The following is a 24,141-nucleotide window of genomic DNA, read 5'->3' as shown; positions in this document are numbered from 1 at the left end:
TTCCTCGTTCTAACCGGTGGCCGTGATTTTGTCCACCACCGAAGGCGGCATCAGGCTGCCTTCTTCACCTCGCCTTTCGCGTAGGGATCGAAGCGCTGGTAGAAGGTCTCGCCCTTCTCCGCCATGTCGAGCAGGAGCTTGGGCGCCTTGAACTCGGCGCCGTACTTCTTCTGCAGGCCCTTGGCGATCTTGACGAACTTCTTGGCGCCGACGCCGTCGATGTAGGACAGCACGCCGCCGGTAAAGGGCGCGAAGCCGAAGGCGAGGATCGAGCCGACATCGGCTTCGCGCGGATCGGTGACGATGCCCTCCTCCATCACTCGCGCCGCCTCCAGCGCGATGGTGACCAGGAGCCGTTGCTTCAGTTCCTCATAGTCGACCTTTTCGGGCGCCAGCTGCGGATAGAGATCCTTCAGGCCCGGCCACAGCTTTTTCTTGGCAGGCTTTTGCGGATAGTCGTAAAAACCCTTGCCGTTCTTGCGGCCGAAGCGGCCATGCGTATCGACCAGCGTGTTGATCAGCGCCATCTGCTTCGGATCGACCGCCTTTTCGCCGAGATCGCGCATGGTCTGCTTCATGATCTTCTGCGCGAGATCGATCGCCGTTTCGTCCGTGAGCGCCAAGGGGCCGACCGGCATGCCGGCCGCCTTTGCCGCATTCTCGATCATCGGCGCCGGAACGCCCTCGATCAGCATCTTGTAGGCTTCCGACATGTAGCGCAGCACACAGCGGTTGACGAAGAAGCCGCGCGTGTCGTTGACGACGATCGGCGTCTTCTTGATGGCGCGGACGAAGTCGATCGCGGTGGCCAGCGCCTTGTCGCCTGTCTTCTTGCCCAAAATGATCTCGACCAGCATCATCTTGTCGACCGGCGAGAAGAAATGGATGCCGATGAAATTCTTCGGCCGCGCCGAATTCTTCGCCAGCGAGGTGATCGGGATGGTGGACGTATTCGACGCGAAGACCGCCGACGGCTTCAGCACGGCCTCCGCCTTTTCGGTGGCGTCCTTCTTGACGCCCGAATCCTCGAACACCGCTTCCACGATCAGATCGCAGCCGGCGAGGTCGGCATAATCCGCCGTCGGCGTGATCAGCGACAGCAGTTTGTCCTTGTCCTCTGGCTTGGCGCGGCCCTTCCTGACCTGATCCGAGATCAGGCTGTCTGAATGCGCCTTGCCCTTGGCGGCCGCTTCCATGTCGCGGTCGAGCAGCACCACCGGAATGCCGGCCTTGGCGGTGACATAGGCGATGCCGGCGCCCATGAAACCAGCGCCGAGCACGCCGATCTTCTTGAATTTGGTTTCCGGCACACCGGCCGGGCGGCGGGCACCCTTGTTCAGCTCCTGCAGCGAGACGAACAGCGAGCGGATCATCGCCGCAGCTTCCTTAGTCTGCATGATCTCGGTGAAATAGCGCTGCTCGATGCGCAAGGCGGTGTCGAACGGCACCAGCAGGCCTTCATAGACACATTTCAGAATGGCCGCGGCGGCAGGATAATTGCCATAGGTCTCGCGACGCAAGATGGCGATTGCCGGCGGCCACAGATTGGCGCCGGCCACCGAATAGATCGGGCCGCCGGGCAGCTTGAAGCCCTTCTCGTCCCACGGCGCCACCGGCTTCAAGCCATTTTTGATCATGGCCTTGGCGGTCTCAACCAGCTTTTGCGGCTCGGCGATCTCGTGGATCAGCCCCATCGACTTGGCCTTCTGCGGCGACAGCGTCTGGCCGGAAGTGAGCATCTGCAGCGCCTGCTGCTGGTCGGTCAGCCGCGGCACGCGCTGGGTGCCGCCGGCACCCGGGAAGATGCCGATCTTCACTTCGGGGAGCGCCATCCTCACCTTGTCGGAATCGGCCGCGACACGGCCATGGCAAGCGAGAGACAATTCGAATGCGCCGCCCATGCAGGTGCCGTTGATCGCCGAAACCCACGGCTTGCCCGAAGTCTCCAGCTTGCGGAACAGGCCGGTCATGTAGCCGGCATTGTCGAACAGCGCCTTGGTCGCCTTTTCGACGTCCTTGCCCTTTTCGGCGGCGAAGGTCGTCAGCATCTTCTGCAGCATGGTGATATCGGCGCCGCCGGAAAACGTGTCTTTGCCGGAGGTGATGACCGCCCCCTTTATCGCCGCATCGCTCGCCACCTTGTCGACGATGGCGTTCAGTTCCAGCATCGCCTCTTCGGTGAAGACGTTCATTGAGCGGTCGGGCATATCCCAGGTGATCAGCACGATGCCGTCTGCGTCGATGTCGAGGGTGAAATTGGTGTAGCTCATCGGTCTCTCCCGTCAGACGCGTTCGATGATCGTTGCGGTGCCCATGCCTGCGCCGATGCAAAGCGTCACCAGCGCGGTGTTCAGGTTCCGGCGCTCCAGTTCGTCCAGTACGGTGCCGAGGATCATCGCGCCTGTGGCGCCGAGCGGATGGCCCATGGCGATGGCGCCGCCATTGACGTTGATCCTGTCGTGCGAAATGTCGAATGCCTGCATGTAGCGCAGCACCACCGAGGCGAAAGCCTCGTTAAGCTCGAACAGATCGATGTCCGACAGCTTCATTTTGGCGCGCTTCAGCAGCTTTTCGGTCACGTCGACCGGACCGGTCAGCATCAGCACCGGTTCCGAGCCGATATTGGCGAATGCACGGATGCGTGCGCGCGGCTTCAGGCCGAGCGTCTTTCCGGCCTTCTTCGAGCCGAGCAGAACGGCCGCCGCGCCGTCGACGATGCCGGACGAATTGCCGGCGTGGTGGACGTGGTTGACCTCTTCCACCTCGGGATGCTTCTGCACCGCGACGGCATCGAAGCCGCCCATTTCGCCGGGCATGACGAAGGACGGGTTGAGTGCCGCCAGCGACAGCATGTCGGTCGAAGGCCGCATATGCTCGTCATGGTCGAGGATGGTCAGCCCGTTCTGGTCTTTGATCGAGATCACCGAATTCTTGAAGCGGCCTTCGCCCCAGGCTTTGGCGGCACGCTTCTGGCTCTCGACCGCATAGGCGTCGACGTCATCACGCGAAAAGCCGTATTTGGTGGCGATCAGATCGGCCGAGATGCCTTGCGGAACGAACCAGCCCGGCAGGCCAACCGAAGGGTCCATGAACCAGGCGCCGCCGGATGCGCCCATGCCGACGCGCGACATCGATTCGACGCCGCCGGCGATGACGATCTCATCGGCGCCTTGTGCGATCTTGGCAGCGCCGAAGTTGATGGCGTCCAGGCCCGAGGCGCAGAAGCGCGAGATCTGCATGCCGGGCGCCGTGGTCGCATAGCCGGCTTCGAAGGCTGCGGCACGCGGAATGACAGAACCCGCCTCGCCGACCGGATCGACGCAGCCGAAGATGATGTCGTCGACGGTGCCGGTGTCCAGTCCATTGCGGTCACGGATCGCCTCAAGCACCTTGGCGCCGAGCCGCACCGCCGGCACTTCGTGCAGCGAGCCATCCTTCTTGCCCCTGCCGCGCGGCGTGCGCACGGCGTCATAGACATAAGCTTCGGCCATTTTCCTGCTCCTTGGGTTTGCTGAAAAGTCGCTCAGAGAGAGCGCCCGATCAGCAATTTCATGATCTCGTTGGTGCCGCCGTAGATGCGCTGAACGCGGGCGTCGCGGAACATGCGGGCGATCGGGTATTCGTTCATGTAGCCATAGCCGCCATGCAATTGAAGGCATTCGTCGACGACTTTTCCTTGCAAGTCGGACAGCCAGTATTTGGCCATTGAGGCCGTCACCGGGTCGAGGCCGCCATTGATGTGGCGAGCGACGCAGTCATTGTAGAAGACGCGGCCGATGGTCGCCTCGGTCTTCAGTTCGGCCAGCTTGAACTGGGTGTTCTGGAAATCGATGATCGCCTTGCCGAAGGCCTTGCGCTCCTTGACGTAGTCGATTGTCAGCGCCAGCGCCCGCTCGACCATGGCGATGGCGCCGGTGCCGATCTGCAGCCGCTCCTGCGGCAATTGCTGCATCAGTTGGACGAAGCCTTGGCCTTCCTCGTGGCCGAGCAGATTGGAGGTCGGCACGCGCATATCGTTGAAGAACAGTTCCGACGTGTCGTTGGCCTTCAAACCGATCTTGTCGAGGTTGCGGCCGCGCTCGAACCCTTCCACCTCGTCGGTCTCGACAACGATCAGCGAAGTGCCCTTGGCGCCCTTCTCCGGATCGGTCTTGGTGACGACGATGATGAAGTTGGCGAGCTGGCCATTGGTGATGAAGGTCTTCGAGCCGTTGACCTTGTAATGGTTGCCATCCTTCTCGGCACGCGTCTTGACGCCTTGCAGGTCGGAGCCAGCGCCGGGCTCGGTCATGGCGATGGCGCCGATCAACTCGCCGGTCGCCAGTTTCGGCAGCCACTTCTTCTTCTGCTCCTCCGAGCCGTAGTGGAGGATGTAAGGGGCGACGATCGAATTGTGCAGGCCGATGCCGAAACCGTCGACGCCGACATGGCCGATCGCCTCGATGATGGCGCTCTCATGCGCGAATGTCCCGCCCGAACCGCTATATTCCTCCGGCATCGAGGCACAGAGCAGACCGGCCGCGCCTGCCTTCAGCCAGCACTCGCGGTCGACCATCTCGTTCTTCTCGAACTCGTCATAGCGCGGCGCGATCTCTTCCGACATGAAACGGTGCGCCATGTCGTAGAGCATGCCGACCTCATCCGCCGCCCAGGCGGGTTTAGGGAGGCCGAGGATTTCGGCAGGATTTGTCGCCACGATTTCCTCCGCGTATCGACAGGTTAAAGGTCGGCTGTGCCGACGCTGTCGAGCTTAGAACGCTTCCGCCGGCAGTGCCATCAATGTCTCGGCGCCGCTGGAGATGCGAGCGAGGTGCGCCGACGTCTCCGGCATGATCCGCTCCATGAAGAAGCGCGCCGTCACCAGCTTGCTGTCGTAGAAAGACGAAGCACCGTTGGCGCCGTTCGCCAGCTTCGCGCCGGCGGCCTTCGCCATCTGCGCCCACATGTAGCCCAGCGCCACGAGGCCGAAGAGATGCATGTAGTCGGTCGAGGCGGCACCGGCGTTGTCGGGCCTGGCCATGCCGTTCTGCATCAGCCACATCGTCGCCGCCTGCAGATCGTTGTGGCCCTTCTTCAGCGCCTTGGTGAAAGGCGCCATCTTCTCGTCAGCGCGGTTCTCCTCGCAGAACTCGCCGACCTCCTTGAAGAAGGCCTGTACCGCGCGGCCGCCATTCAAGGCCAGCTTGCGGCCGACGAGGTCGAGCGCCTGGATGCCGTTGGCGCCCTCGTAAATCATGGCGATGCGGGCATCGCGCACGAACTGGCTCATGCCGTGCTCTTCGATATAGCCATGGCCGCCGAACACTTGCTGCGCCATCACCGCGTGGTCGAAGCCCTTGTCGGTGAGCACGCCCTTGACCACCGGCGTCATCAGGCCGGTGTAGTCGTCGGCAGCCTGGCGGTCCTTGTCGTCGTCGGAGCGGTGGGCGATGTCCGACTTGATCGCCGTCCACAGCGCCAGCGCGCGACCGGCTTCGTTGAAGGCTTTCATGGTCATCAGGCTGCGGCGGATGTCAGGATGGACGATGATCGGATCGGCCTTCTTGTCCGGCGCCTTCGGCCCGGACAGCGAGCGGCCCTGCAGGCGATCCTTGGCATAGGACACAGCGTTCTGGTAGGCGACCTCCGACAGGGAAAGGCCTTGCAGGCCGACGCCGAGCCGGGCCTCGTTCATCATCGTGAACATAGCCTTCAGCCCGCCATTGGCCTCGCCGAGCAGCATGCCTTGCGCCTCGTCATAGTTCATGACGCAGGTCGAATTGCCATGGATGCCCATCTTCTCCTCGATCGAGCCGCAGAAGACGGTGTTCTTCTCACCCGGATTGCCTGATGCATCGAGCTTGAGCTTCGGCACGATGAACAGCGAAATGCCCTTCACGCCTTCCGGCGCACCCTCGATGCGGGCCAGCACGAGGTGGACGATGTTGTCCGACATATCGTGCTCACCGGCCGAGATGAATATCTTCTGGCCTGAAATTCTGTAGGCGCCGTCGCCGTTGGGAACCGCCTTGGTGCGCAGCAGGCCGAGATCGGTGCCGCAATGCGGCTCGGTCAGGTTCATGGTGCCGGTCCAGATGCCCTCGACCAGCTTCGGCAGCCATGTCGCCTTCTGCTCGTCGGTGCCATGGGTGATGATCGCCGCGATCGCGCCCTGCGTCAGGCCGGGATACATCATCAGCGACATGTTGGCCGAAACCATGTATTCGGAAACAGCGGTATGCACCGCGTAAGGCAGGCCCTGGCCGCCAAATTCGACGGGTGCCGCCAACCCCATCCAGCCGCCTTCGCGATACTGGTCGAAGGCCTCCTTGAAGCCTTTCGGCGTCGTCACCGAGCCATCGTCATGGCGCACGCAACCTTCCGTGTCGCCGACGCGGTTCAGCGGCTGCATGACGTTTTCGGCGAGCTTGGCGCCCTCGGCGAGGATGGCCTCGACCACATCCGGCGTCGCGTCGGAAAATCCGGGAAGATTGGAATAGCGTTGGTAGCCCAGTACCTCGTTCAGCACAAACAGCGTGTCCTGGACCGGCGCCCTGTAGATCGGCATGCTCTTCCTCCACCATGCGGCTTGGTCCCGAAATCAAGCCCCAAAATGAAGTCAGGGACAGCATCGGACCAACGTTCAGATCGAGATAGCAAAAGTTGACGTTTGCGTAAACGTCAATTTTTTGATGAGACAAATTTTCCCGCCCGTGAGCGTAGCGGCGCTATATCGATGAAGCCAGTGCGGAACAGATTGAAATGTCTTCTTCCCGCCGCAGCCGGAAGACAACGGAAAGTGCCGCGCGGCCAAGGCCACGCGGCACTCATTCGTCAGAAAGGCGGCTCACCGGAAGCCGGTGAGGCCGAATTACCCGGCGACGCTGGCCTGTGGCGCCGAACGTTCGCTCAGCATCTGGCGCACCGCCGCCATCGAGTTGCTCAACTCGTTGATGGCATCATCGATCAGCGCCCGCTGCTTCTGCAGACGGGCAAGCTGCTTCTCCGACTTGTCGAGCGCCAGCCGCAACTGCTTGGTGTTGGAGCCGGTCGGGTCGTAGAGGTCCATCATCTGCTTGACGTCGCGCAGCGAGAACCCGACCTTGCGGCCGAGCAGGATCAGCTTCAGCCGCGCCTTGTCGCGCCGGGTGTAGAGACGGGTCGAGCCGTCGCGCTGCGGATTGAGAAGGCCCTTGTCCTCGTAGAAACGCAGCGTGCGCAGCGTTACTCCGTATTTCTTGGCCATCTCGCCGATGCGGACAAGATCCTCACCGGCTTTGTCAGACATGTCATTGGTATTGGCCGCGGCTTCGCCGGGCGAAACAAGTTTCATGGTCACTGGCTTTCCCCATCTGGTGGCGCCGCGGTCCCGGACCAAGCGTCGCCTGAGTGGAAGCGGGGGCGTGCTTCCAGTCGTGGTTTCAACAAACAAATCGCAAACGGCACGGTCTGTGCACCTTTACGTTTACGTCAATTCTATACCGATAGCCGCCCCACGAAGCAAGGGCGTTGTGCGGGAGGAACTTTTTGCCGCATCCGCCAGAGCATCACCCCGGCTTTAGGCGGCCCGCCAACACAACGTTGCAACTTCTTAAGCTTGGTTAACGCGTTGTTTACCACGTTGGGCGAAATGTGCGCATGTCGGTTACCCGTGTTTATCCTGTAGCGAATTTTTCACGGTTTTTCGGAGCGCGGGTGAAACCCGGGAAGCTCGTCTTCCACCGCAGCAGAGCCGCGCGGCCGCCTTCGTTTCCGGCAGACTTGGGAAACTGGTCATAGGCCAGCAATTAGACGGACCAGTAATTCTGAACGGGCGCATCGATGAACAGCAAGCGGTCCTATCTCGATACACTCAACGCCGGCAGGCAGCGCAGGCCGCACACCACGCTTGAACAGCTCAACCGTTCCTTGGAAACGCTGGAGCAGCGGCTGGAGCGGACGCGCGAGGACATGAGCGAGCGTCCCGATCCTCGCCGGCCGAGCGCGGAGCCGCGCTATGCCAGCGCCCGGCCTTATGATGATCCGCGCCCCGCGCAGCCGCCGAGAAGCCAAGCACCGGCTGCCTTCGACCAGAATTACCACGCGATCGCCCGCGACATCGACCGCGTGCGCGGCCAAGAAGACGGCGTCGCCGTGGTCGGCAAGATCGCCGGCGAATTGCGCGGCCTGCGCGAGGAACTGCGCCACCAGATGACCGCCGGCCTGCAGCGCGAATTCGAAGCGCTGCGCAAGGACATCGAGCGGGCTTTCCAAGCAAGCGCTCAGCCGGGGGGCTCCGGCAAAGGCAGCGCCGAACTCGGCGTCGAGTTCGAACGGCTTTCCGGCGCCATCCAGACCCTGGCCGAAAAGAGCGACGACAGAAGCGTCAACATGCTCCGGCTCGAGCTGGAGCAGGTCAAGGCCGCGCTCGACACGCTGGCGCGCGAGGAGAGCGTGCAGGCGGTCGGCCGCCGCTGGGACGATTTCGACCGCCGCTGGACCGCGTTCGAGGATCGTGTCGATGCCGATCAGCGCAAGCGGTCGGACGCACCCGGTCTTTCAATGCTGACCGACCGGCTCGAACAGATCAGCAATGCCGTCAACAATTTGCCGGAATCGCTGTCGCTGCGGTCGCTTGAAGAGAAGGTCCGCACGCTTGCCGGCGCCGTCGATCATTTCGCCAGGCAGCAGGACAATCGCGGCAGCGGCACATTCGGTATGATCGACGAGCGGCTGGATGAGATTTCCCGCGCTATCGTTGCCTCAACCGTCGCCGCGCAGGCCAATTCATTCGACCCCGAGCCCTTCGAGCGCATCGAGAAGCGGATCGCCTCGCTTGCCCAGCAGATCGAGGAAGTCACGCAGGTGCACCCCAGTGGCGAGGTCATCGACCGCCTCAACATGCTGTCGAGCCGGGTCGACGATCTTGCCGGCCGGGCCAATCTGCCGGAGCAGGCGATGGAGCGCCTCGACAAGCAGATCGCGCTCATTGCCGAGAAGATCGACAGGGCGCCTGCCATGCCGGACGCCGATTACATCTTCCAGGGGCTGGAACAGCGTTTCGACGTGCTGTCCGGCATGATGGAGCGCCGCCAGGGAGACGCGATCGAACAAGGCAACATGCTGTTTCGCGATCTCGAGCGCCGGCTGGACGAAGTCGCCGACAGGCTGGACCAGCGCATGCCGCAGATCGATGGGGCCGGCATCATGGACGCCATCGACGCCCGCTTCAGCGCGCTGGCCAAGCGCATGGAGACGCGTGTTCCCGATTCCGCAGGCGAAGCGGCGATCCGTGGCCTGGAAAGCCGCCTCGAAGACATTTCAAGCCGGCTGGATTCATCCGCGGCACAAGTCGCTGGCATCGACCCGGCCCTGATCCGCAGCCTGGAAGCGCAGGTCGCGGGCCTGTCGGCGCATCTTTCGAAGCCCGGCACGCCATTGCCGGAATTCGAAGACATCAGCCCGCGTCTCAACGAAATCGAGAAGTCGCTGGCTGGAACCCGCGATTCCATTCTTAGCGCGGCGCGCGAGGCAGCCGAGAGCGCTGTCCGTTCGCTTGCCGACTCCAGTGCCAATACGGCGGCCGTTTCTGGCCTCGCCCAGGATCTGAAGACGCTCGAAGCACTGACGCGCCGTTCCGACGAGCGCAATTCGAGGACCTTCGAGGCCATCCACGACACACTGCTCAAGATCGTCGACCGACTGGGCTCACTGGAGACCGGCGAGCCGACCGACGCGGTGAGCGAACTTCTCAGCACGAAACCGGTTGAACCGGACAGCTGGCGCGGCGCGCGATCGTCAAAGATGGCCGTTCGGGACGCGCCGTCCATGGACATCGACCAGCCATTGCCGCTGACCGGGGACATGGCCGACCTCGACAGCCGTGCACCTGCCGTCATGCGCAATGAGCCAGGTTCGCGTAGCGAACCAGGCACCCGCACGCCAGCCGAAGCCGCTGCGGCCGCGGCCATGGCGGCGCTTGGTTCGGACACGACGACGGAGAAAAGCGAGCAGACCGGCGGCCGGAGGTCGATGCTCGGCGGACTGGCGCGCGCCTTCAAGGGCAAGAAGGAGGCGGATGTTCCACCGCTTGCCGGCTCGGCGCCTGATGTCGAGATACCGAGCGCCGATCTCGACGAGCCACTGGATCCGAAGGTTGCCAACCGGCCGCTGGAGCCCGGCTCCGGGCCACCCGACCTCAACGCCATCATGAAACGCGTGCGCGACGAACGCGGACCGCCGGTCAGGACCGGCAATGCCGATGCATCGAAATCCGACTTCATCGCAGCAGCCAGACGCGCGGCGCAAGCCGCCGCTGCCGAGGCCGAGGCTCTCAAGCGGCAGTCGACGACGCGTGGCCCGGTGAAGGCGCTCAGGATCGGCGACCTGCTCAAGGCGCGGCGCAAGCCGATCCTGATGGCGGCCGCTGCAATCATGCTGGCGCTCGCCGGCCTGCAACTGGGCAAGGCCTTTTTCTCCGACCCCGTCGAAATAGCCAGCAACGATGCGGCGTCGACCGTGGCCGCGCAGCCAGCGGAAGCCGCGTCGGTCGGTGCCGCCAGCGAGCCAACGACGGACGCGCAAACTGCAGCGCCGGACAGCGCGCCGGCCCGCGCCGTCCGGCAGGCAGAGCCGTCCGAATCGGTAACCGAGAACGACATGCCGGCACAGACCACCCTCGCCGCGCCGTCGGACGCCGGAACGCCGATGGACACCGCACCCGAGGCCGAACCCGTTCCTGCCATGGCTTCAACGGCGTCGCCCGATCCGGCGGCGGACGCGACAGCGTCGGCACCTGAGGGCCCGGCAGCTGCGGACACCGAGCCAAAGGCCACAGAGCTGGCCGCCACGCCGGCGACCCAGGACATGACCGGCACGGTTACGCCCGCAGATGCTTCGATTGCGGCAGCCGCTGCCAAGATCGACATCCCGGCCGATGCCGGTCCGGCTGCATTGCGTGACGCAGCGGCCGGCGGCGATGCCAAAGCGTTGTTCGAGATCGGCTCGCGCTACGCCGAATCGAGCGGCGTCAAGCAAGACATGGCAGCGGCCGCCAAATGGTATGAGAAGGCCGCCGAGCTCGGCTTCGCACCGGCGGAATACCGCATTGGCAACTTCTATGAGAAGGGCACCGGCGTCGCGCGCGACGTCAAGAAGGCGAAGACCTGGTACCAGCTCGCGGCGGAGCAGGGCAACGCCAGCGCCATGCACAATCTCGCCGTGCTCTTTGCCATGGCGGCCGACGGCGTGACCGACAATGAATCGGCCGCGCACTGGTTCCAGGCCGCCGCCGATCTCGGCGTCAAGGACAGCCAGTTCAATCTCGGCATCCTGGCGGCGAAGGGCGTCGGCATGAAACAGAATCTCGAGGAATCCTACAAATGGTTCGCGCTCGTCGCCAAGACCGGCGACAAGGATGCGGCGGCAAAGCGCGATGAGATCGCCAAGGCGCTCAGGCCCGAGCAGCTCGAACGCGCACGCGCCGCCACCGAAATGTGGAAGGCGAAACCGCTCGATCCGGCGGCCAATTCGGCCGACATTCCTGAGTCGTGGCAGGACGGCACGCCGCAGACGACCGCCAGCGTCGACATGAAGAAGGCCGTTCAGAACATCCAGCGCATTCTCAACAAGAATGGCTATGAAGCCGGCAACCCCGATGGCTTGATGGGCCTGAAGACCAAGAACGCCATCATGGCTTTCCAGACCGACAACGACATGACGGCGACCGGCACGGTCGACGAAAAGCTGGTCCAGGCGCTGCTTGCGCGCAAATAACGGCAGATGCGTCGTTTAAACGATGCCTTTGCCACACATTTGCCTGTTAACTGATTGAGTTGTTTTTTGTTTCGGCTGTACAGCGGGGTTTGACTTCGCCGTCCTGCCGGCGCAAGAACAATTTAGCTTTTTGGCGCAAAAATGCCCGCAACGGTTGCATTCGCCGAGAGGCAAACTGATCGAGACTGACGGGTGGGCATCTATCTCCCGATCGCGGAAATTTCCGTCAACGTCTTCGTGCTGCTGGCCATGGGCGCGGCGGTGGGCTTCCTGTCGGGCATGTTCGGAGTGGGCGGCGGCTTCCTCATCACGCCGCTGCTGATCTTCTACAACATACCACCGGCGATCGCGGTCGCCACCGGCGCCAACCAGGTCATCGCCTCCTCCTTCTCCGGCGCATTGTCGCACGTGAAGCGCGGCACGCTCGACTTCAAGCTTGGCGGAGTGCTTTTGGCCGGCGGTATCGTCGGCTCAACCGGCGGCATCTTTGTTTTTGGCTTCTTGCGCCGGCTCGGCCAGCTCGACCTGTTCATCTCGCTGCTCTACGTCGTGCTGCTTGGCACCGTCGGCGGGCTGATGCTGGTCGAGAGCGTCAATGCGCTGCGCGCCACCCGCAGTGGTGCCGCGCCGGTGCTGAAGAAGTCCGGCCAGCACAACTGGATCCACCGCTTGCCGCTGAAGATGCGATTCAGGGCCTCGAAGCTTTTTGTCAGCGTCATCCCAGTGCTCGGCCTCGGCGCCGGCATCGGCTTCCTGTCGTCGATCATGGGCGTCGGCGGCGGCTTCATCATGGTTCCGGCGCTGATCTATCTCTTGAAAGTGCCGACCAACGTCGTCATCGGCACCTCGCTGTTCCAGATCATCTTCACCTCGGCCTACACCACGCTGGTCCATGCCACCACTAACCAGACGGTCGACGTCATGCTCGCCTTCCTGTTGATGGCGGGCGGCGTCGCCGGCGCGCAATATGGCGCCAAGGCTGGCCAAAGGCTGCGTGGCGAGCAGCTCAGGGCGCTGCTGGCACTGCTGGTGCTGGCGGTCGCCATCCGGCTCGCCATCGATCTGTTCGTGACACCGCCCAACCTCTATTCCCTGTCCGGCGTGGGTCTGACCTGATGGCCGGCTTGAGGGCGTTCTTGGCCGTTGCCTCGCTGTCGCTGTTCGCCGCCGTGTCACCGGGAGAAGCGCAGACGCCGGCTGCCGAAAACATCCAGATCGGCCTGTCCACCGACCACGTCTCGATCACCGCCGGCTTTTCCGGTGCCGACCTCACCATCTTCGGCTCATTGGAAAATGCCGACCCGCTTGTCGCGCGCCAAGGTCGCTACGACATCATCGTCGTGCTGGAAGGGCCGGCCCGGCCGGTCGTCGTGCGCCGCAAGGACCGGGTGCTCGGCATCTGGATCAATCTGGAGTCCGAGACCTTCGAGAATGTGCCGGTGTCCTATTCGGTGGCGACGACGCGACCGCTGCAGGACGTCACCGACCCCAACAGCTACAAGCAACTGTCGCTCGGCGCCGCCAACCTCTATATGCAACCGGCCGACGACGACGACAGCCCGGCGACGATCGAGGAATTCACCGCGGCGCTGCGCGAGCGCAAAACGGCGACGGGCCTCTACAGCGAGAATGTCGGCGGCGTGCAGTTCCTGTCGCAGAACTTGTTCCGTGCCACCGTCAGGCTCGCCCCCAATGTTCCGGTCGGCACCCACAAGGCCCGTGCGTTCCTGTTCAAGAGCGGCTTGTTCATCAAGGAAAGCTCCGCCCAGCTCGAAATCCGCAAGTCCGGTTTCGAACAGTCGATCTTCCGCGTGGCCCACGACTATTCCTTCCTCTACGGCATCTTCGCCGTGTCGCTGGCCATGCTGACCGGCTGGCTCGGAAGGCTCGTCTTCCGGAAGGACTGATCTTTTCCGTAAGACGGTTCCCCTTTCGAGCTTCATGGGTTAGACCGCGTTCCCCGGCTCGGCCGAAGCGCGAGCTGTCGCTCCCCAAATCAAGAATACAGGATCTTGCGATGCGACCAGCATTCGGCAGTATCGATTTCGGCACGTCAAATTCCACCGTGGGCGTGGTCAGAAACGGGCAGCCGCGGCTTGTGGCGCTGGAAGACGGCCAGGTCACGCTGCCCAGCGCCGTGTTCTTCAACTTCGAGGACAACCGCACCTATTTCGGGCGCAGCGCCATCGCCAACTATACCGACAGCATCGAAGGTCGCCTGATGCGCTCGCTGAAGAGCGTGCTCGGCAGTTCGCTTGTCCATGAAAAGACGCGGATCAAGGCACGGTCGATCGCCTTTACCGAGATCATCGGTCTGTTCGTCGGCCATCTCAGGAAAAGGCTGGAAGAGGATGCCGGCGACGTGGTCGAGAGCGTGGTGCTCGGCCGGCCGGTGCAATTCGTCGACGACGATGCCGAGGCCGATGCCAAGGCCGAAGGCGAACTCGAAAACGCGGCGCGCGCCCAGGGCTTCAAGCATATTGCATTTCAGTTCGAGCCGATCGCGGCGGCGCTCGACTACGAGCAGAAGGTCACGCGGGAAGAACTGGCGCTGATCGTCGACATGGGCGGCGGCACTTCCGACTTCTCGATCGTGCGGGTCTCGCCGCAGAGCGCCCGCTCCCTCGATCGCAAGGACGACATTCTGGCGAGCCGAGGCATCCACATCGGCGGCACCGACTTCGACCGGCTGCTGAGCATCGCCCATGTGATGCCGCAGCTCGGCTATCTCTCGCCGACCAAGGACGGCAAGCGCAACTTGCCGGCCAGCTACTTCATCGATCTGGCGACATGGCAGCGCATCAATCTGGTCTACACCGCCCGGGCGATGACGCATCTGCGCCAGATCCGCTACGAGGCTGAACGCGCCGACCTAGTCGACCGTTTCATCCATATCGTCGAGCATCGTTACGGGCATGCGCTGGCCGCTTTGGTCGAAAAGGCCAAGATCGAGCTGACGGAGCAATTGTCCGCCGATGTCGTGGTCGCGCTGACGGGAGTGGAATTCACGGCAGAAATTTCGCGCGACGGTCTTGAGGCCACGATCGCCAGGGACATCGAACGGGTTGCCGCGACGGTCGGTGAGACCATCCGTGACGCGCAGGTGAAACCGTCCGACATCACCGCGGTGTTCCTGACCGGCGGATCGACCGCCATCCCGCTGGCAAAGCAACAGATACTAGCCTTGGTGCCGCAGGCGTCCGTCATCGAAGGCGACATGTTCGGCTCGGTCGGGCTTGGGCTGGCGCTCGACGCGCAGCGGAAATTCGGCTGATCCAGCTTAGCCCCGGACGGTCTCGCCGGCCTTCTCGCCCAGATGCGCCTTGAGCGCCATTTGGGCCAGACTTGCCTGCCGGTCACGATGCGTGATCATCGCGAAATCGCGCTTCGGCAGATCGATCGGCACGGACCGCAAGCTGCCTTCGGCGACCGCGCGGGCGACGACGAGCTCCGAAATGATGGTGGCGCCGGCGCCGGCCTCGACCGCTTGGCGGACCGCCTCGTTGCTCGGCAGCACCAGGAATATCCTGAGGTCCGCGAACGAGATCCCTTCGCGGCGGGCAAGATCTTCCAGCACCTCGCGGGTGCCCGATCCGCCTTCCCTGATGATCCACCGGAGCTCCCTGATATCGGGATGCCCTTGCGAGACTTCAGCGATCTCGGGATGAGAGTGCGCCACGACCAGCATCAGGCGATCCACATCGACCTTGGCGCGCCGCAATATGTCGGAATCAGTGCGCCCCTCTACCAGGCCAAAATCCGCCGTGCCGTCCAAGACATTGGTCTCGACCTGTCTGGTGTTGCCGATGGTCACGCTCAGCCTGACGGCGGGATAGGCCTCGTGGAAAGTGGCCAGCCGGCGCGGCAGCCAGTAGCTGGCGATAGTCTGGCTGGCGGCGATCGAAAGACTGCCGGTAATTGTCTGCGAGACGTGCTCCAGCACATTGTGGGCGGCAGCCGCCCGTTCGAGCACGGCCTTGGCTTCGGGCAGGAACCTGCGCCCGGTCTGCGCAAGCTCGATGTTGCGGCCGACCCGGTTGAACAGCTGGACGCCGTGCTGCTGCTCGAGTGAGCGGATGGCGGCCGACGCCGCCGACTGGGAAATGCCCAGCAGCTCGGCCGCCTTGGTCATATGCCCCCGTTCGGCGACAGCAACGAAGATCCGCAATTGGTCCAGGGTCATGAGAAAATTAAGAAACAAATTCGATTGGAATTACAAGAGCAACTTGTTAGACGGATCGATCATTTTGTTCTAAGTTTTTGGACGAAATTGGAAAAATATCGCGGCCAACCCGCAAAGGGCAGAAAGTGATCGGGCGATTCAAATCCCTGTTTGCCCATTGGACGCGCGGCCTCCGGCGGCGGCTCACCGGCGACAGCTATCATCCGGAAGAGCATTACATGCGCGGCCCCGGGCCAAAAACGCGAGCCAAACACTCGGACCGCAAAAGTAGATCATGACGAACGGACCGCCGCGCGGCGCCAATTCCGCACCGTCGCAACGGCCGCTTGCCGACACGCGCGCGCCCGACGAAGGCGATGGCGTCGACACTTCGCCTGATGTCTCCGACAGCATCGCCAAGACCACTTGCTATATGTGCGCCTGCCGCTGCGGCATCGACGTCCACATCAAGGGCGGCAAGGTCCGCTACATCAACGGCAACAAGGACCATCCCGTTAACCGCGGCGTGCTGTGCGGCAAGGGCAGCGCCGGCATCATGCAGCACTACAGTCCGGCCCGGTTGAAGAAGCCATTGCTGCGTACAGGTCCGCGTGGCTCGGGAGAGTTTCGCGAGATCGAGTGGGAGGAAGCGTTCTCGATCGCGACGGAACGGCTTTCGAAAATCCGCCGGACCGATCCGAAGAAACTCGCCTTCTTCACCGGGCGCGACCAGTCGCAATCCTTGACCGGCTGGTGGGCGAGCCAGTTCGGCACGCCGAATTTCGCCGCCCATGGCGGATTCTGCTCGGTCAATATGGCGGCCGGCGGGCTCTATACGATCGGCGGCTCGTTCTGGGAGTTTGGCGAGCCCGATTGGGACAACACCAGATACTTCATGCTGTTCGGCGTTGCCGAAGACCACGATTCCAATCCGATCAAGATCGGCCTCGGCAAGCTCAAGGCGCGCGGCGCCAAGGTGGTTTCGATCAATCCGTGCCGCACCGGCTACAACGCCATCGCCGATGACTGGATCGGCATTCGGCCCGGCACCGACGGCCTGTTCGTGTTTGCCCTCATCCACGAACTGCTGAAGGCTGGCCGTGTCGATCTCGATTATTTGCTGCGTTACACCAACGCCCATGTCCTCATCATCCAGGAGCCGGGTGCTGCCGATGACGGGCTTTTCGCGCGCGACAGCGACGGCGATCCGCTGGCTTGGGACAGGGTAGCGAAGACGCCCGTCAACGCCACAGATGCCGATGCAAAGCCGACGCTGACCGGCAACTTCACGATCGACGGCCGCCGCTGCGTGCCGGTCTTCCAGCTCATCGCCGACCGCTATCTGCATGAGAGCTATTCTCCCGATGCGGTTGCCGAACGCTGCGGCGTTTCAGGCGACACCATTCGTCGGATGGCCGCCGAACTGGCGCATGTCGCCTTCGAGCAAGCAATCGAACTGCCGGTGGCGTGGACCGACTGGGCCGGCCGCCGGCACGAGACGATCAAGGGCCGGCCGGTGTCGATGCATGCGATGCGCGGCATCTCGGCCCATTCGAACGGGTTTCACACCTGCCGCGCCATCCACCTGCTCCAGGTGCTTCTCGGCACGGTGGACGTTCCGGGCGGGTTTCGCTTCAAGCCGCCCTATCCCCGGTCGGCGCCGCCGGGGCCGAAGCCGGCGGGCAAGGACGTCAGGCCGATGACGCCGCTTGAAGGCATGCCGCTCGGCTTCGTCTGCGGACCGGACGATCTGCTGGTCGATGACGCAGGCACGCCTGTTCGTATCGACAAGGCCTATTCTTGGGATGCACCGCTTGCCGCGCACGGCCTTATGCACTCGGTCATCCGCAACGCCTGGGCCGGAGATCCCTACAAGATCGACACGCTGATGATGTATATGTCCAACATGGCCTGGAACTCGTCGATGAACACCGTCGAGACGATGGCGATGCTGACCGACAGCGACGAGGCCGGAAACTACAAGATCCCCTTCATCATCTATTCCGACGCCTATTATTCCGAGACCGTGCCGTTCGCCGATCTCGTGCTTCCCGACACCACGTATCTCGAAAGGCATGACTGCATCAGCCTGCTCGACCGGCCAATCAGCCATGCCGACGGGCCGGGTGACGCCATCCGCCATCCCGTCGTCGAGCCAGACCGCGACGTCCGCCCGTTCCAGACGGTGCTGATCGAGCTCGGCGCGCGGCTTGGCCTGCCCGGCTTCGTCGATGACGACGGCTCGGCCAAATACCGCGATTACGCCGATTATATCGTCAATCACCAGCGCACGCCGGGCATCGGCCCGCTCGCCGGCTGGCGCGGCAAGGACGGAACCTTGACCGGCAAGGGCGAGGCCAATCCCGACCAGCTGCAGCGCTACATCGACAATGGCGGCTTCTGGCACCATGATTTTGCGGACGACCAGCGCTACTACAAGATGGCCAACCGCTCCTATCTCGACTTCGCCGAGAACATGGGCTTCATCCCGAAAGCCGAGCCGATCGTCTTCCAGCTCTATTGCGAACCGATCCAGCGGTTTCGCCTCGCCGCGCGCGGCCATGGGCGGGTGCTGCCGCCGGAGACGGAGCGCAGCCGCATCGAGACCTATATGGACCCGCTGCCGTTCTGGTACGCGCCCTTCGAGGAAGCGGCTGTCGACACGCAGATCTATCCGCTGCATGCGCTGACGCAGCGGCCAATGCACATGTATCATTCCTGGGGCTCGCAGAACGCTTGGCTCAGGCAGATCACCAGCCAGAACCGGCTGTTCGTGCACAACCGGACCGCCGCCGGCCTCGGCCTTGTCGACGACGACTGGGTTTGGATCGAGAGCATCAACGGCAAGGTCAAGGGACAGATCAAGCTGGTCGACGGCGTCAACGCGGATACGGTCTGGACCTGGAACGCGATCGGCAAGCGGCGCGGCAGCTGGGGGCTGAAGGACGACGCCGCTGAATCCAATCGTGGCTTCCTGCTCAACCATATCATCGGCGACCAGACTTCTGCCGATGCCAATGGCAGGCGCTATTCGAATTCCGATCCAGTGACCGGCCAGGCGGCTTGGTTCGACCTGCGCGTCCGCATCGTCAAATGCGCGGCCGAGGAAGCCGGCTTCACCGAGCCGCAGTTCGAGCGGTTCCGGCAACCGCCGCATTTCGAACCCTCGCCCGACAAGCTAAGTTTCGGCGCCGAGTTTCGCCGGGAAAGAGAAGCTCCCAGATCATGACCTGCCTTCCCGCCCAAACCGACAAGAAGCTCGGCCTCGTCATCGATCTCGACACCTGTGTCGGCTGTCAGGCCTGCGTCACCGCCTGCAAGGAATGGAACACCGGCGGCCACATGGCGCCGCTGACCGACATCGATCCTTATGGCGGCGACGCCGACGGGGTCTGGTTCAACCGCGTGCACAGCTACGAGCACATGACCGAGATGGGTGGGCGAACGGTCAATTTCCCACGCTCCTGCCTGCATTGCGAGACACCGGCCTGCGTCACCGTCTGCCCGACCGGAGCCTCCTACAAGCGGGCCTCGGACGGCATCGTGCTGGTCGACGAGGACAAGTGCATCGGCTGCAAATTATGCAGCTGGGCCTGCCCTTATGGCGCGCGCGAATTCGACACTGACGTCGGCGTCATGAAGAAATGCACGCTGTGCGTCGACCGCATCTACAACGACAATCTAGCCGAAGAAGACCGCGTGCCGGCCTGCGTCGCCGCCTGCCCGACCAGCGCGCGGCATTTCGGCGATCTCGGCGACCCGGCGTCGGCGATCTCGCAACTGGTGGCCGAGCGCGGCGGCGTCGACCTGATGCCCGAACTCGGCTATCACCCGACCAACAAATATTTGCCGCCGCGCGCCCACACCACACGCGCCGCATCGGTGCCGGCGCCGGCGCTCGAACCGGTGCGGGCCGAAGGCGGTTTCCTTGGCTGGGTCGACCGCATGCTTTCGCACTGACCAGCTACCGACCTCATGCGTCCAGCTTTCTCCGTCGTCTTTTTCACCACCGCCACGGGCGCCGGCTACGGCCTGCTCGCGCTGCTCGGCGTGCTGGCCGGACTGGGGTTCGTCCCGCCCAATTTCTGGCTCGGTTTGGTCAGCATGGGGCTGGCGCTCGGTCTGATCTCGGCCGGCCTGCTGTTATCGGCCGGCCATCTCGGCCGGCCCGAACGCGCCTGGCGCGCCTTCTCGCAATGGCGCAGCTCATGGCTGTCGCGCGAAGGCGTCGCGTCGGTTGCGACCTTCGTACCGGCGGGGTTTTTCGCCATCGGGTGGGTGTTCCTCGGCCGCACGAACGGCTGGGTGGCTGTCGCCGGGCTGCTGGCTGCCATCGGCGCGGTCGTCACCGTCTGCACCACCGGCATGATCTACGCCTCGCTGAAGCCGATCGCCCAATGGAACAGCCGCTTCACTTTGCCCGGCTACCTGATCTTTTCGGCGATGAGCGGCAGCGTGCTGCTCAACGCGCTGCTGCAGGGTTTCGCCATCGGCTCGACCATCGCTTTGGCAGGTTGCGTGCTGCTGACCGTGCTCGGCTGGGGCTGGAAGCTGGCAACATGGCGATACAATGACGGGCTGGAAATCCCGACCAATGCCAACACCGCGACCGGACTTGCCGGCGGCACGGTGCGGTCGCTGGAATGGCCGCATACCGAGGAGAATTACCTGCTCAAGGAGATGGGCTTTCGCATCGCGCGCAAGCACAAGGCGCGGCTGCGTCAGATCACACAAGTGCTGGCCTTCGCGCTGCCCGCCTTACTGCTGATTGCCGCGTTCGCCTTGCCATGGCCCTATGCGGCGGTGCTGTCGGCGCTCGCCGCAATCGCTCAATTCGCCGGCATGCTGGTCGAACGCTGGCTGTTTTTCGCCGAGGCGAAGCACACCGTCACCTTGTACTACGGCCGGTAGCGGTCTCAGCCGGGCCTCAGCATTGAGCGGGAAATCGCGAAGATGCGCTCCGTGCCGAGCATATAGGCCATCAGCGTTTCGCGGCGGAACAGCCCGGCATAGGCGCGGTCGAGCACATTGAGCGAGCCGGTATAGGCGCCGAAGGCCGGCATGATCATGCGGCCGCCATCGCCGGCAAAGCAGCGCCGCCGCACCGAGCGGCCGCGCTGCACGATGCGGGCGCACGGATGCAGATGGCCGGCGATCTCGCCTTCCACTCTCACTGCCGAAGGTTCATGCCGGAACAGCAGAGAGCCTATGGCCAGCTCGCGCACCGTCTCGCCGGGCAAGTCGGCCGGCGCATCCGGGTCATGGTTGCCGGCGACCCAGAACCACTCGCGGCCGACCATCAACCCTTCCAGCCGCTCGCGGAAGCTTGAGTGCATGCGCGCCGCTCCGCCGCCATCATGAAAGCTGTCGCCGAGGCTCATGACGATCGCCGGCTGGTAGTCTGATATCACCGCCTGCAGCCGCAACAACGTCGCACCGGTATCATAAGGTGGGATCAACGTACCGCGCCGTGCTAGCGACGATCCCTTTTCCAGATGCAGATCCGACACCGCCAGCAATTTCAGCTCGGGGAAGTAGAGCACGCCGCGCCGATCGCAGATCGCGCGCTCGCCGGCGATGCCGATAAAATCGGCATCCGCCAGGGGTGCAGGCATGGCCAGCGCGCGCGTCATTTCGTCCCCATGGCTTCCTCGACCAGCGTTGCCGCATCCATCAGCAGTGTATCATCGGCCTCGCCATGCACCGGCATCTTGCCGATCTCGAGCATGATCGGCACGGCGAGCGGCGAGATCTGTTCGAGGTTCTTATGCACGATTCGTCCCTGGATGCGCGAGAGCATCTCGGCAAGTCTGCTGACATCCAGCAGACCGGTGGCCGCATCGGCACGCGTCGCCTGCAGCAGGATGTGGTCCGGCTCATGGCTGCGCAGAACGTCGTAAATGAGGTCGGTCGACACAGTGACCTGGCGGCCGCTTTTCTCCTGGCCCGGATGGCGTTTTTCGATCAGCCCCGAGATCAGCGCGCAGTTGCGGAAGGTGCGCTTCAAGAGCCAGCTGCCGGCCAGCCAAGCTTCGAGATCGTCGCCCAGCATGTCTTGGTCGAAAAGTTCACTGAGCGAAGGCTTCTTCGCCCGGAACATCCAGCCCATATCGGCCAGCGACCATATGGCAAGTGCATAGTCGGTGGCGACGAAGCCGAGCGGCCTGGCGCCCGCCCTGTCGAGACGGCGGGTGAGCAGCATGCCGAGCGTCTGGTGCGCCAGCCTGCCCTCGAACGGATAGGCCACCAGGTAGTGCCGGTTGCCGCGCGGAAAGGTCTCGATCAGCAGGTCATCGCGTTTCGGCAGTACCGATTTGTCGGCCTGGAAACGTAGCCAGTCGGCCACTTGTTCCGGCAGCTTCTTCCAGCGCTGCGGGTCATCCAGCATGATGCGGACCTGCTCAGCGAGGTAGGTCGAAAGCGGGAATTTGCCGCCGCCATAATATGGCACCTTGGCGTCGCTGCCGGGTGCATTCGATACGAAGCACTCATTCTCGCGGATGCCCTCGAAGCGCAGTACTTTGCCGGCAAACATGAACGTGTCGCCATGCGTCAGCGTTTCAAGGAACGCCTCCTCGATCTTGCCGAGGACGCGACCGCCGCGCGAGGCAGAGCCCTTGCTGCCGGCCTTGATATAACGCACGTTGAGCGCCGGCACCTCGATGATGGTGCCGACATTCAGCCGATACTGCTGAGCAACCCGAGGATTGGACACGCGCCACAGCCCGTCCTTGTTCAGGCGGATACGGGCGTAGCGCTCATAGTTCTTCAGCGCATAGCCGCCGGTGGCGACGAAATCGATGACGCGGTCGAATGTCGGCCGATCGAGTTCGGCATAGGGCGCGGCTGCTCTTACCTCCTCAAAAAGCGCATTGGCATGGAATGGCGCACCGCAGGCGCAACCAAGCACATGCTGCGCCAGCACGTCGAGCCCGCCGTTGACCAGCGGCGGCGTGTCCTGGGCGCCGAGATAATTGGCGTCGAGCGCCGCCCGGCATTCCAGCACCTCAAAGCGGTTGGCCGGAATCAGGATCGCCTTGGACGGCTCATCCATGCGGTGATTGGCGCGGCCGATGCGCTGCGCCAGCCGGCTCGCACCCTTCGGTGCGCCGACATGGACGACCAGGTCGACATCGCCCCAGTCGATGCCGAGGTCGAGCGTCGAAGTGGCGACGATGGCGCGCAAGGCATTCTCGCCCATGGCTTTTTCGACGCGCCGGCGCTGGGCGACATCGAGCGAGCCGTGATGCAGGGCGATCGGTAATGTGTCTTCATTGACCCGCCACAACTCCTGGAACAGCAGCTCGGCCTGGCTGCGTGTGTTGACAAACAGCAGGGTCGTCTTGTGTCGCTTGATCTCGCTATAGATCTCCGGCGTTGCGTAGCGGGCCGAATGTCCGGCCCACGGCACACGCTCCTCCGAGTCGAGAATGGAGATCTCGGGCTTGGCGCCGCCCGTCACGACGATCAACTCAGCCATGCCGCCGGGTGGGTTCTGGCTGACCAGCCAGCGCCGCAATTCATCGGGCTCGGCCACCGTCGCGGACAGGCCGATCGTCTGCAAGCCCGGAACAAAGGATCGCAGCCGGGCCAGACCGAGCGACAGGAGATGCCCGCGTTTTGACGTCACCAGCGAATGCAGTTCGTCGAGCACGACATAATGCAGGTCCTCGAAGAAGCGCCTGGCGTCGGGCGCCGCGATCAGCAACGCCAGTTGCTCGGGCGTGGTCAGGAGAATGTCGGGTGGCGCCAGCTTCTGCCGCTGGCGCTTGTGGGCGGGCGTGTCGCCGGTGCGTGTCTCGATCGTGATAGGCAGACCGATTTCTTCGACCGGCTTGCCGAGATTGCGCTCGATGTCGACGGCCAGCGCCTTCAGCGGCGAGATGTAGAGCGTGTGGATGCCGCGACGCGCCTGCCCCGGTTTCTTCCTTGGCCGACCTGCCAACTCGGTCAGCGACGGCAGGAACCCTGCCAGCGTCTTGCCGGCGCCGGTCGGTGCGATCAGCAGCACCGACTGCCCGGCTTGGGCAGTCGCCAGCAATTCGATCTGATGGGCACGCGGCGACCAGCCCTTTTGCGAAAACCATCTGAGGAATGGCTCGGGCAAGTGCACGGCGGCATTCTGTTCGGCAAGGCGCGGCTGCTCTGTCACGCGCCAGAGGTAGCGCGGCGGCGCGCAATCGCCAAGAAGAATCGGAACAAAAGGTGATCGAACGCCTTCCTCTCGCCTGAGAAGAACCGCTCTC

The 24,141-nt window shown here is 63.5% G+C and carries 15 protein-coding genes; 7 read left to right on the top strand and 8 right to left on the bottom strand.

The window, feature by feature from the left end:
- Positions 1–50: 50 nt before the first annotated feature.
- The 5 genes from CIT25_RS26425 to CIT25_RS26405 form a co-directional block, all read right to left on the bottom strand.
- On the bottom strand, positions 51–2,270 hold the full coding sequence (locus CIT25_RS26425; protein ID WP_095487971.1) for a 3-hydroxyacyl-CoA dehydrogenase NAD-binding domain-containing protein: 2,220 nt from the start codon (positions 2,268–2,270) through the stop codon (positions 51–53).
- 12 nt (positions 2,271–2,282) lie between these two features.
- Entirely contained in the window at positions 2,283–3,491 is a 1,209-nt protein-coding gene (locus tag CIT25_RS26420; protein ID WP_095487969.1) for an acetyl-CoA C-acetyltransferase, read from the bottom strand.
- A 32-nt stretch (positions 3,492–3,523) separates the two neighbouring features.
- Positions 3,524–4,696: an acyl-CoA dehydrogenase family protein gene (locus CIT25_RS26415; protein ID WP_095487967.1), complete on the bottom strand. Its 1,173-nt coding sequence runs from the start codon at positions 4,694–4,696 to the stop codon at positions 3,524–3,526.
- 54 nt (positions 4,697–4,750) lie between these two features.
- A complete protein-coding gene (locus tag CIT25_RS26410) occupies positions 4,751–6,547 on the bottom strand; it encodes an acyl-CoA dehydrogenase (RefSeq protein ID WP_095487965.1) in 1,797 nt (598 codons plus the stop codon).
- A gap of 303 nt (positions 6,548–6,850) precedes the next feature.
- Positions 6,851–7,312 (bottom strand): MerR family transcriptional regulator, encoded by a 462-nt coding sequence (locus CIT25_RS26405; RefSeq protein WP_095487963.1) that lies wholly within the window; start codon positions 7,310–7,312, stop codon positions 6,851–6,853.
- Positions 7,313–7,800: 488 nt separating this feature from the next.
- Here CIT25_RS26405 and CIT25_RS26400 point away from each other — a divergent pair, with 488 nt between their 5' ends.
- From CIT25_RS26400 to CIT25_RS26385, 4 genes are all read left to right on the top strand, one after another.
- On the top strand, positions 7,801–11,733 hold the full coding sequence (locus CIT25_RS26400; protein WP_095487961.1) for a peptidoglycan-binding protein: 3,933 nt from the start codon (positions 7,801–7,803) through the stop codon (positions 11,731–11,733).
- A gap of 192 nt (positions 11,734–11,925) precedes the next feature.
- Positions 11,926–12,849, top strand: coding sequence for a sulfite exporter TauE/SafE family protein (locus CIT25_RS26395; RefSeq protein WP_095487959.1), 924 nt, complete (start codon positions 11,926–11,928; stop codon positions 12,847–12,849).
- Positions 12,849–13,640: a TIGR02186 family protein gene (locus tag CIT25_RS26390; protein WP_095487957.1), complete on the top strand. Its 792-nt coding sequence runs from the start codon at positions 12,849–12,851 to the stop codon at positions 13,638–13,640. Before CIT25_RS26395 ends, CIT25_RS26390 begins: the two co-directional genes overlap by 1 nt.
- Before the next feature lie 110 nt (positions 13,641–13,750).
- Positions 13,751–15,007, top strand: coding sequence for an Hsp70 family protein (locus tag CIT25_RS26385; RefSeq protein ID WP_095487955.1), 1,257 nt, complete (start codon positions 13,751–13,753; stop codon positions 15,005–15,007).
- A gap of 6 nt (positions 15,008–15,013) precedes the next feature.
- Here the strand turns inward: CIT25_RS26385 and CIT25_RS26380 are convergent, their stop codons facing one another.
- Positions 15,014–15,916 carry a LysR substrate-binding domain-containing protein gene (locus tag CIT25_RS26380; RefSeq protein WP_095487953.1) on the bottom strand — a complete coding sequence of 301 codons (903 nt, stop codon included), beginning with the start codon at positions 15,914–15,916 and terminating at the stop codon, positions 15,014–15,016.
- A gap of 274 nt (positions 15,917–16,190) precedes the next feature.
- Between CIT25_RS26380 and CIT25_RS26375 the strand changes: the two genes are divergently transcribed.
- The 3 genes from CIT25_RS26375 to CIT25_RS26365 are packed head-to-tail and all read left to right on the top strand — an operon-like array spanning position 16,191 to position 20,806.
- Entirely contained in the window at positions 16,191–19,124 is a 2,934-nt protein-coding gene (locus tag CIT25_RS26375; RefSeq protein WP_095487951.1) for a molybdopterin oxidoreductase family protein, read from the top strand.
- Positions 19,121–19,855: a 4Fe-4S dicluster domain-containing protein gene (locus CIT25_RS26370; RefSeq protein ID WP_095487949.1), complete on the top strand. Its 735-nt coding sequence runs from the start codon at positions 19,121–19,123 to the stop codon at positions 19,853–19,855. Before CIT25_RS26375 ends, CIT25_RS26370 begins: the two co-directional genes overlap by 4 nt.
- Positions 19,856–19,870: 15 nt before the next feature.
- Positions 19,871–20,806 (top strand): dimethyl sulfoxide reductase anchor subunit family protein, encoded by a 936-nt coding sequence (locus CIT25_RS26365; protein WP_095487947.1) that lies wholly within the window; start codon positions 19,871–19,873, stop codon positions 20,804–20,806.
- 5 nt (positions 20,807–20,811) lie between these two features.
- Here the strand turns inward: CIT25_RS26365 and pdeM are convergent, their stop codons facing one another.
- Positions 20,812–21,528: a ligase-associated DNA damage response endonuclease PdeM gene (pdeM, locus tag CIT25_RS26360; RefSeq protein WP_095487945.1), complete on the bottom strand. Its 717-nt coding sequence runs from the start codon at positions 21,526–21,528 to the stop codon at positions 20,812–20,814.
- A complete protein-coding gene (locus CIT25_RS26355) occupies positions 21,525–24,047 on the bottom strand; it encodes a ligase-associated DNA damage response DEXH box helicase (RefSeq protein ID WP_095488078.1) in 2,523 nt (840 codons plus the stop codon). Before CIT25_RS26355 ends, pdeM begins: the two co-directional genes overlap by 4 nt.
- Positions 24,048–24,141 lie beyond the last annotated feature (94 nt).

It is taken from the genome of Mesorhizobium mediterraneum (assembly GCF_002284565.1).
GTDB classification, from domain to species: domain Bacteria; phylum Pseudomonadota; class Alphaproteobacteria; order Rhizobiales; family Rhizobiaceae; genus Mesorhizobium; species Mesorhizobium mediterraneum.
Note: the sequence above shows the minus strand (reverse complement) of the source record. Positions and strands in the feature narration are given on the sequence as shown.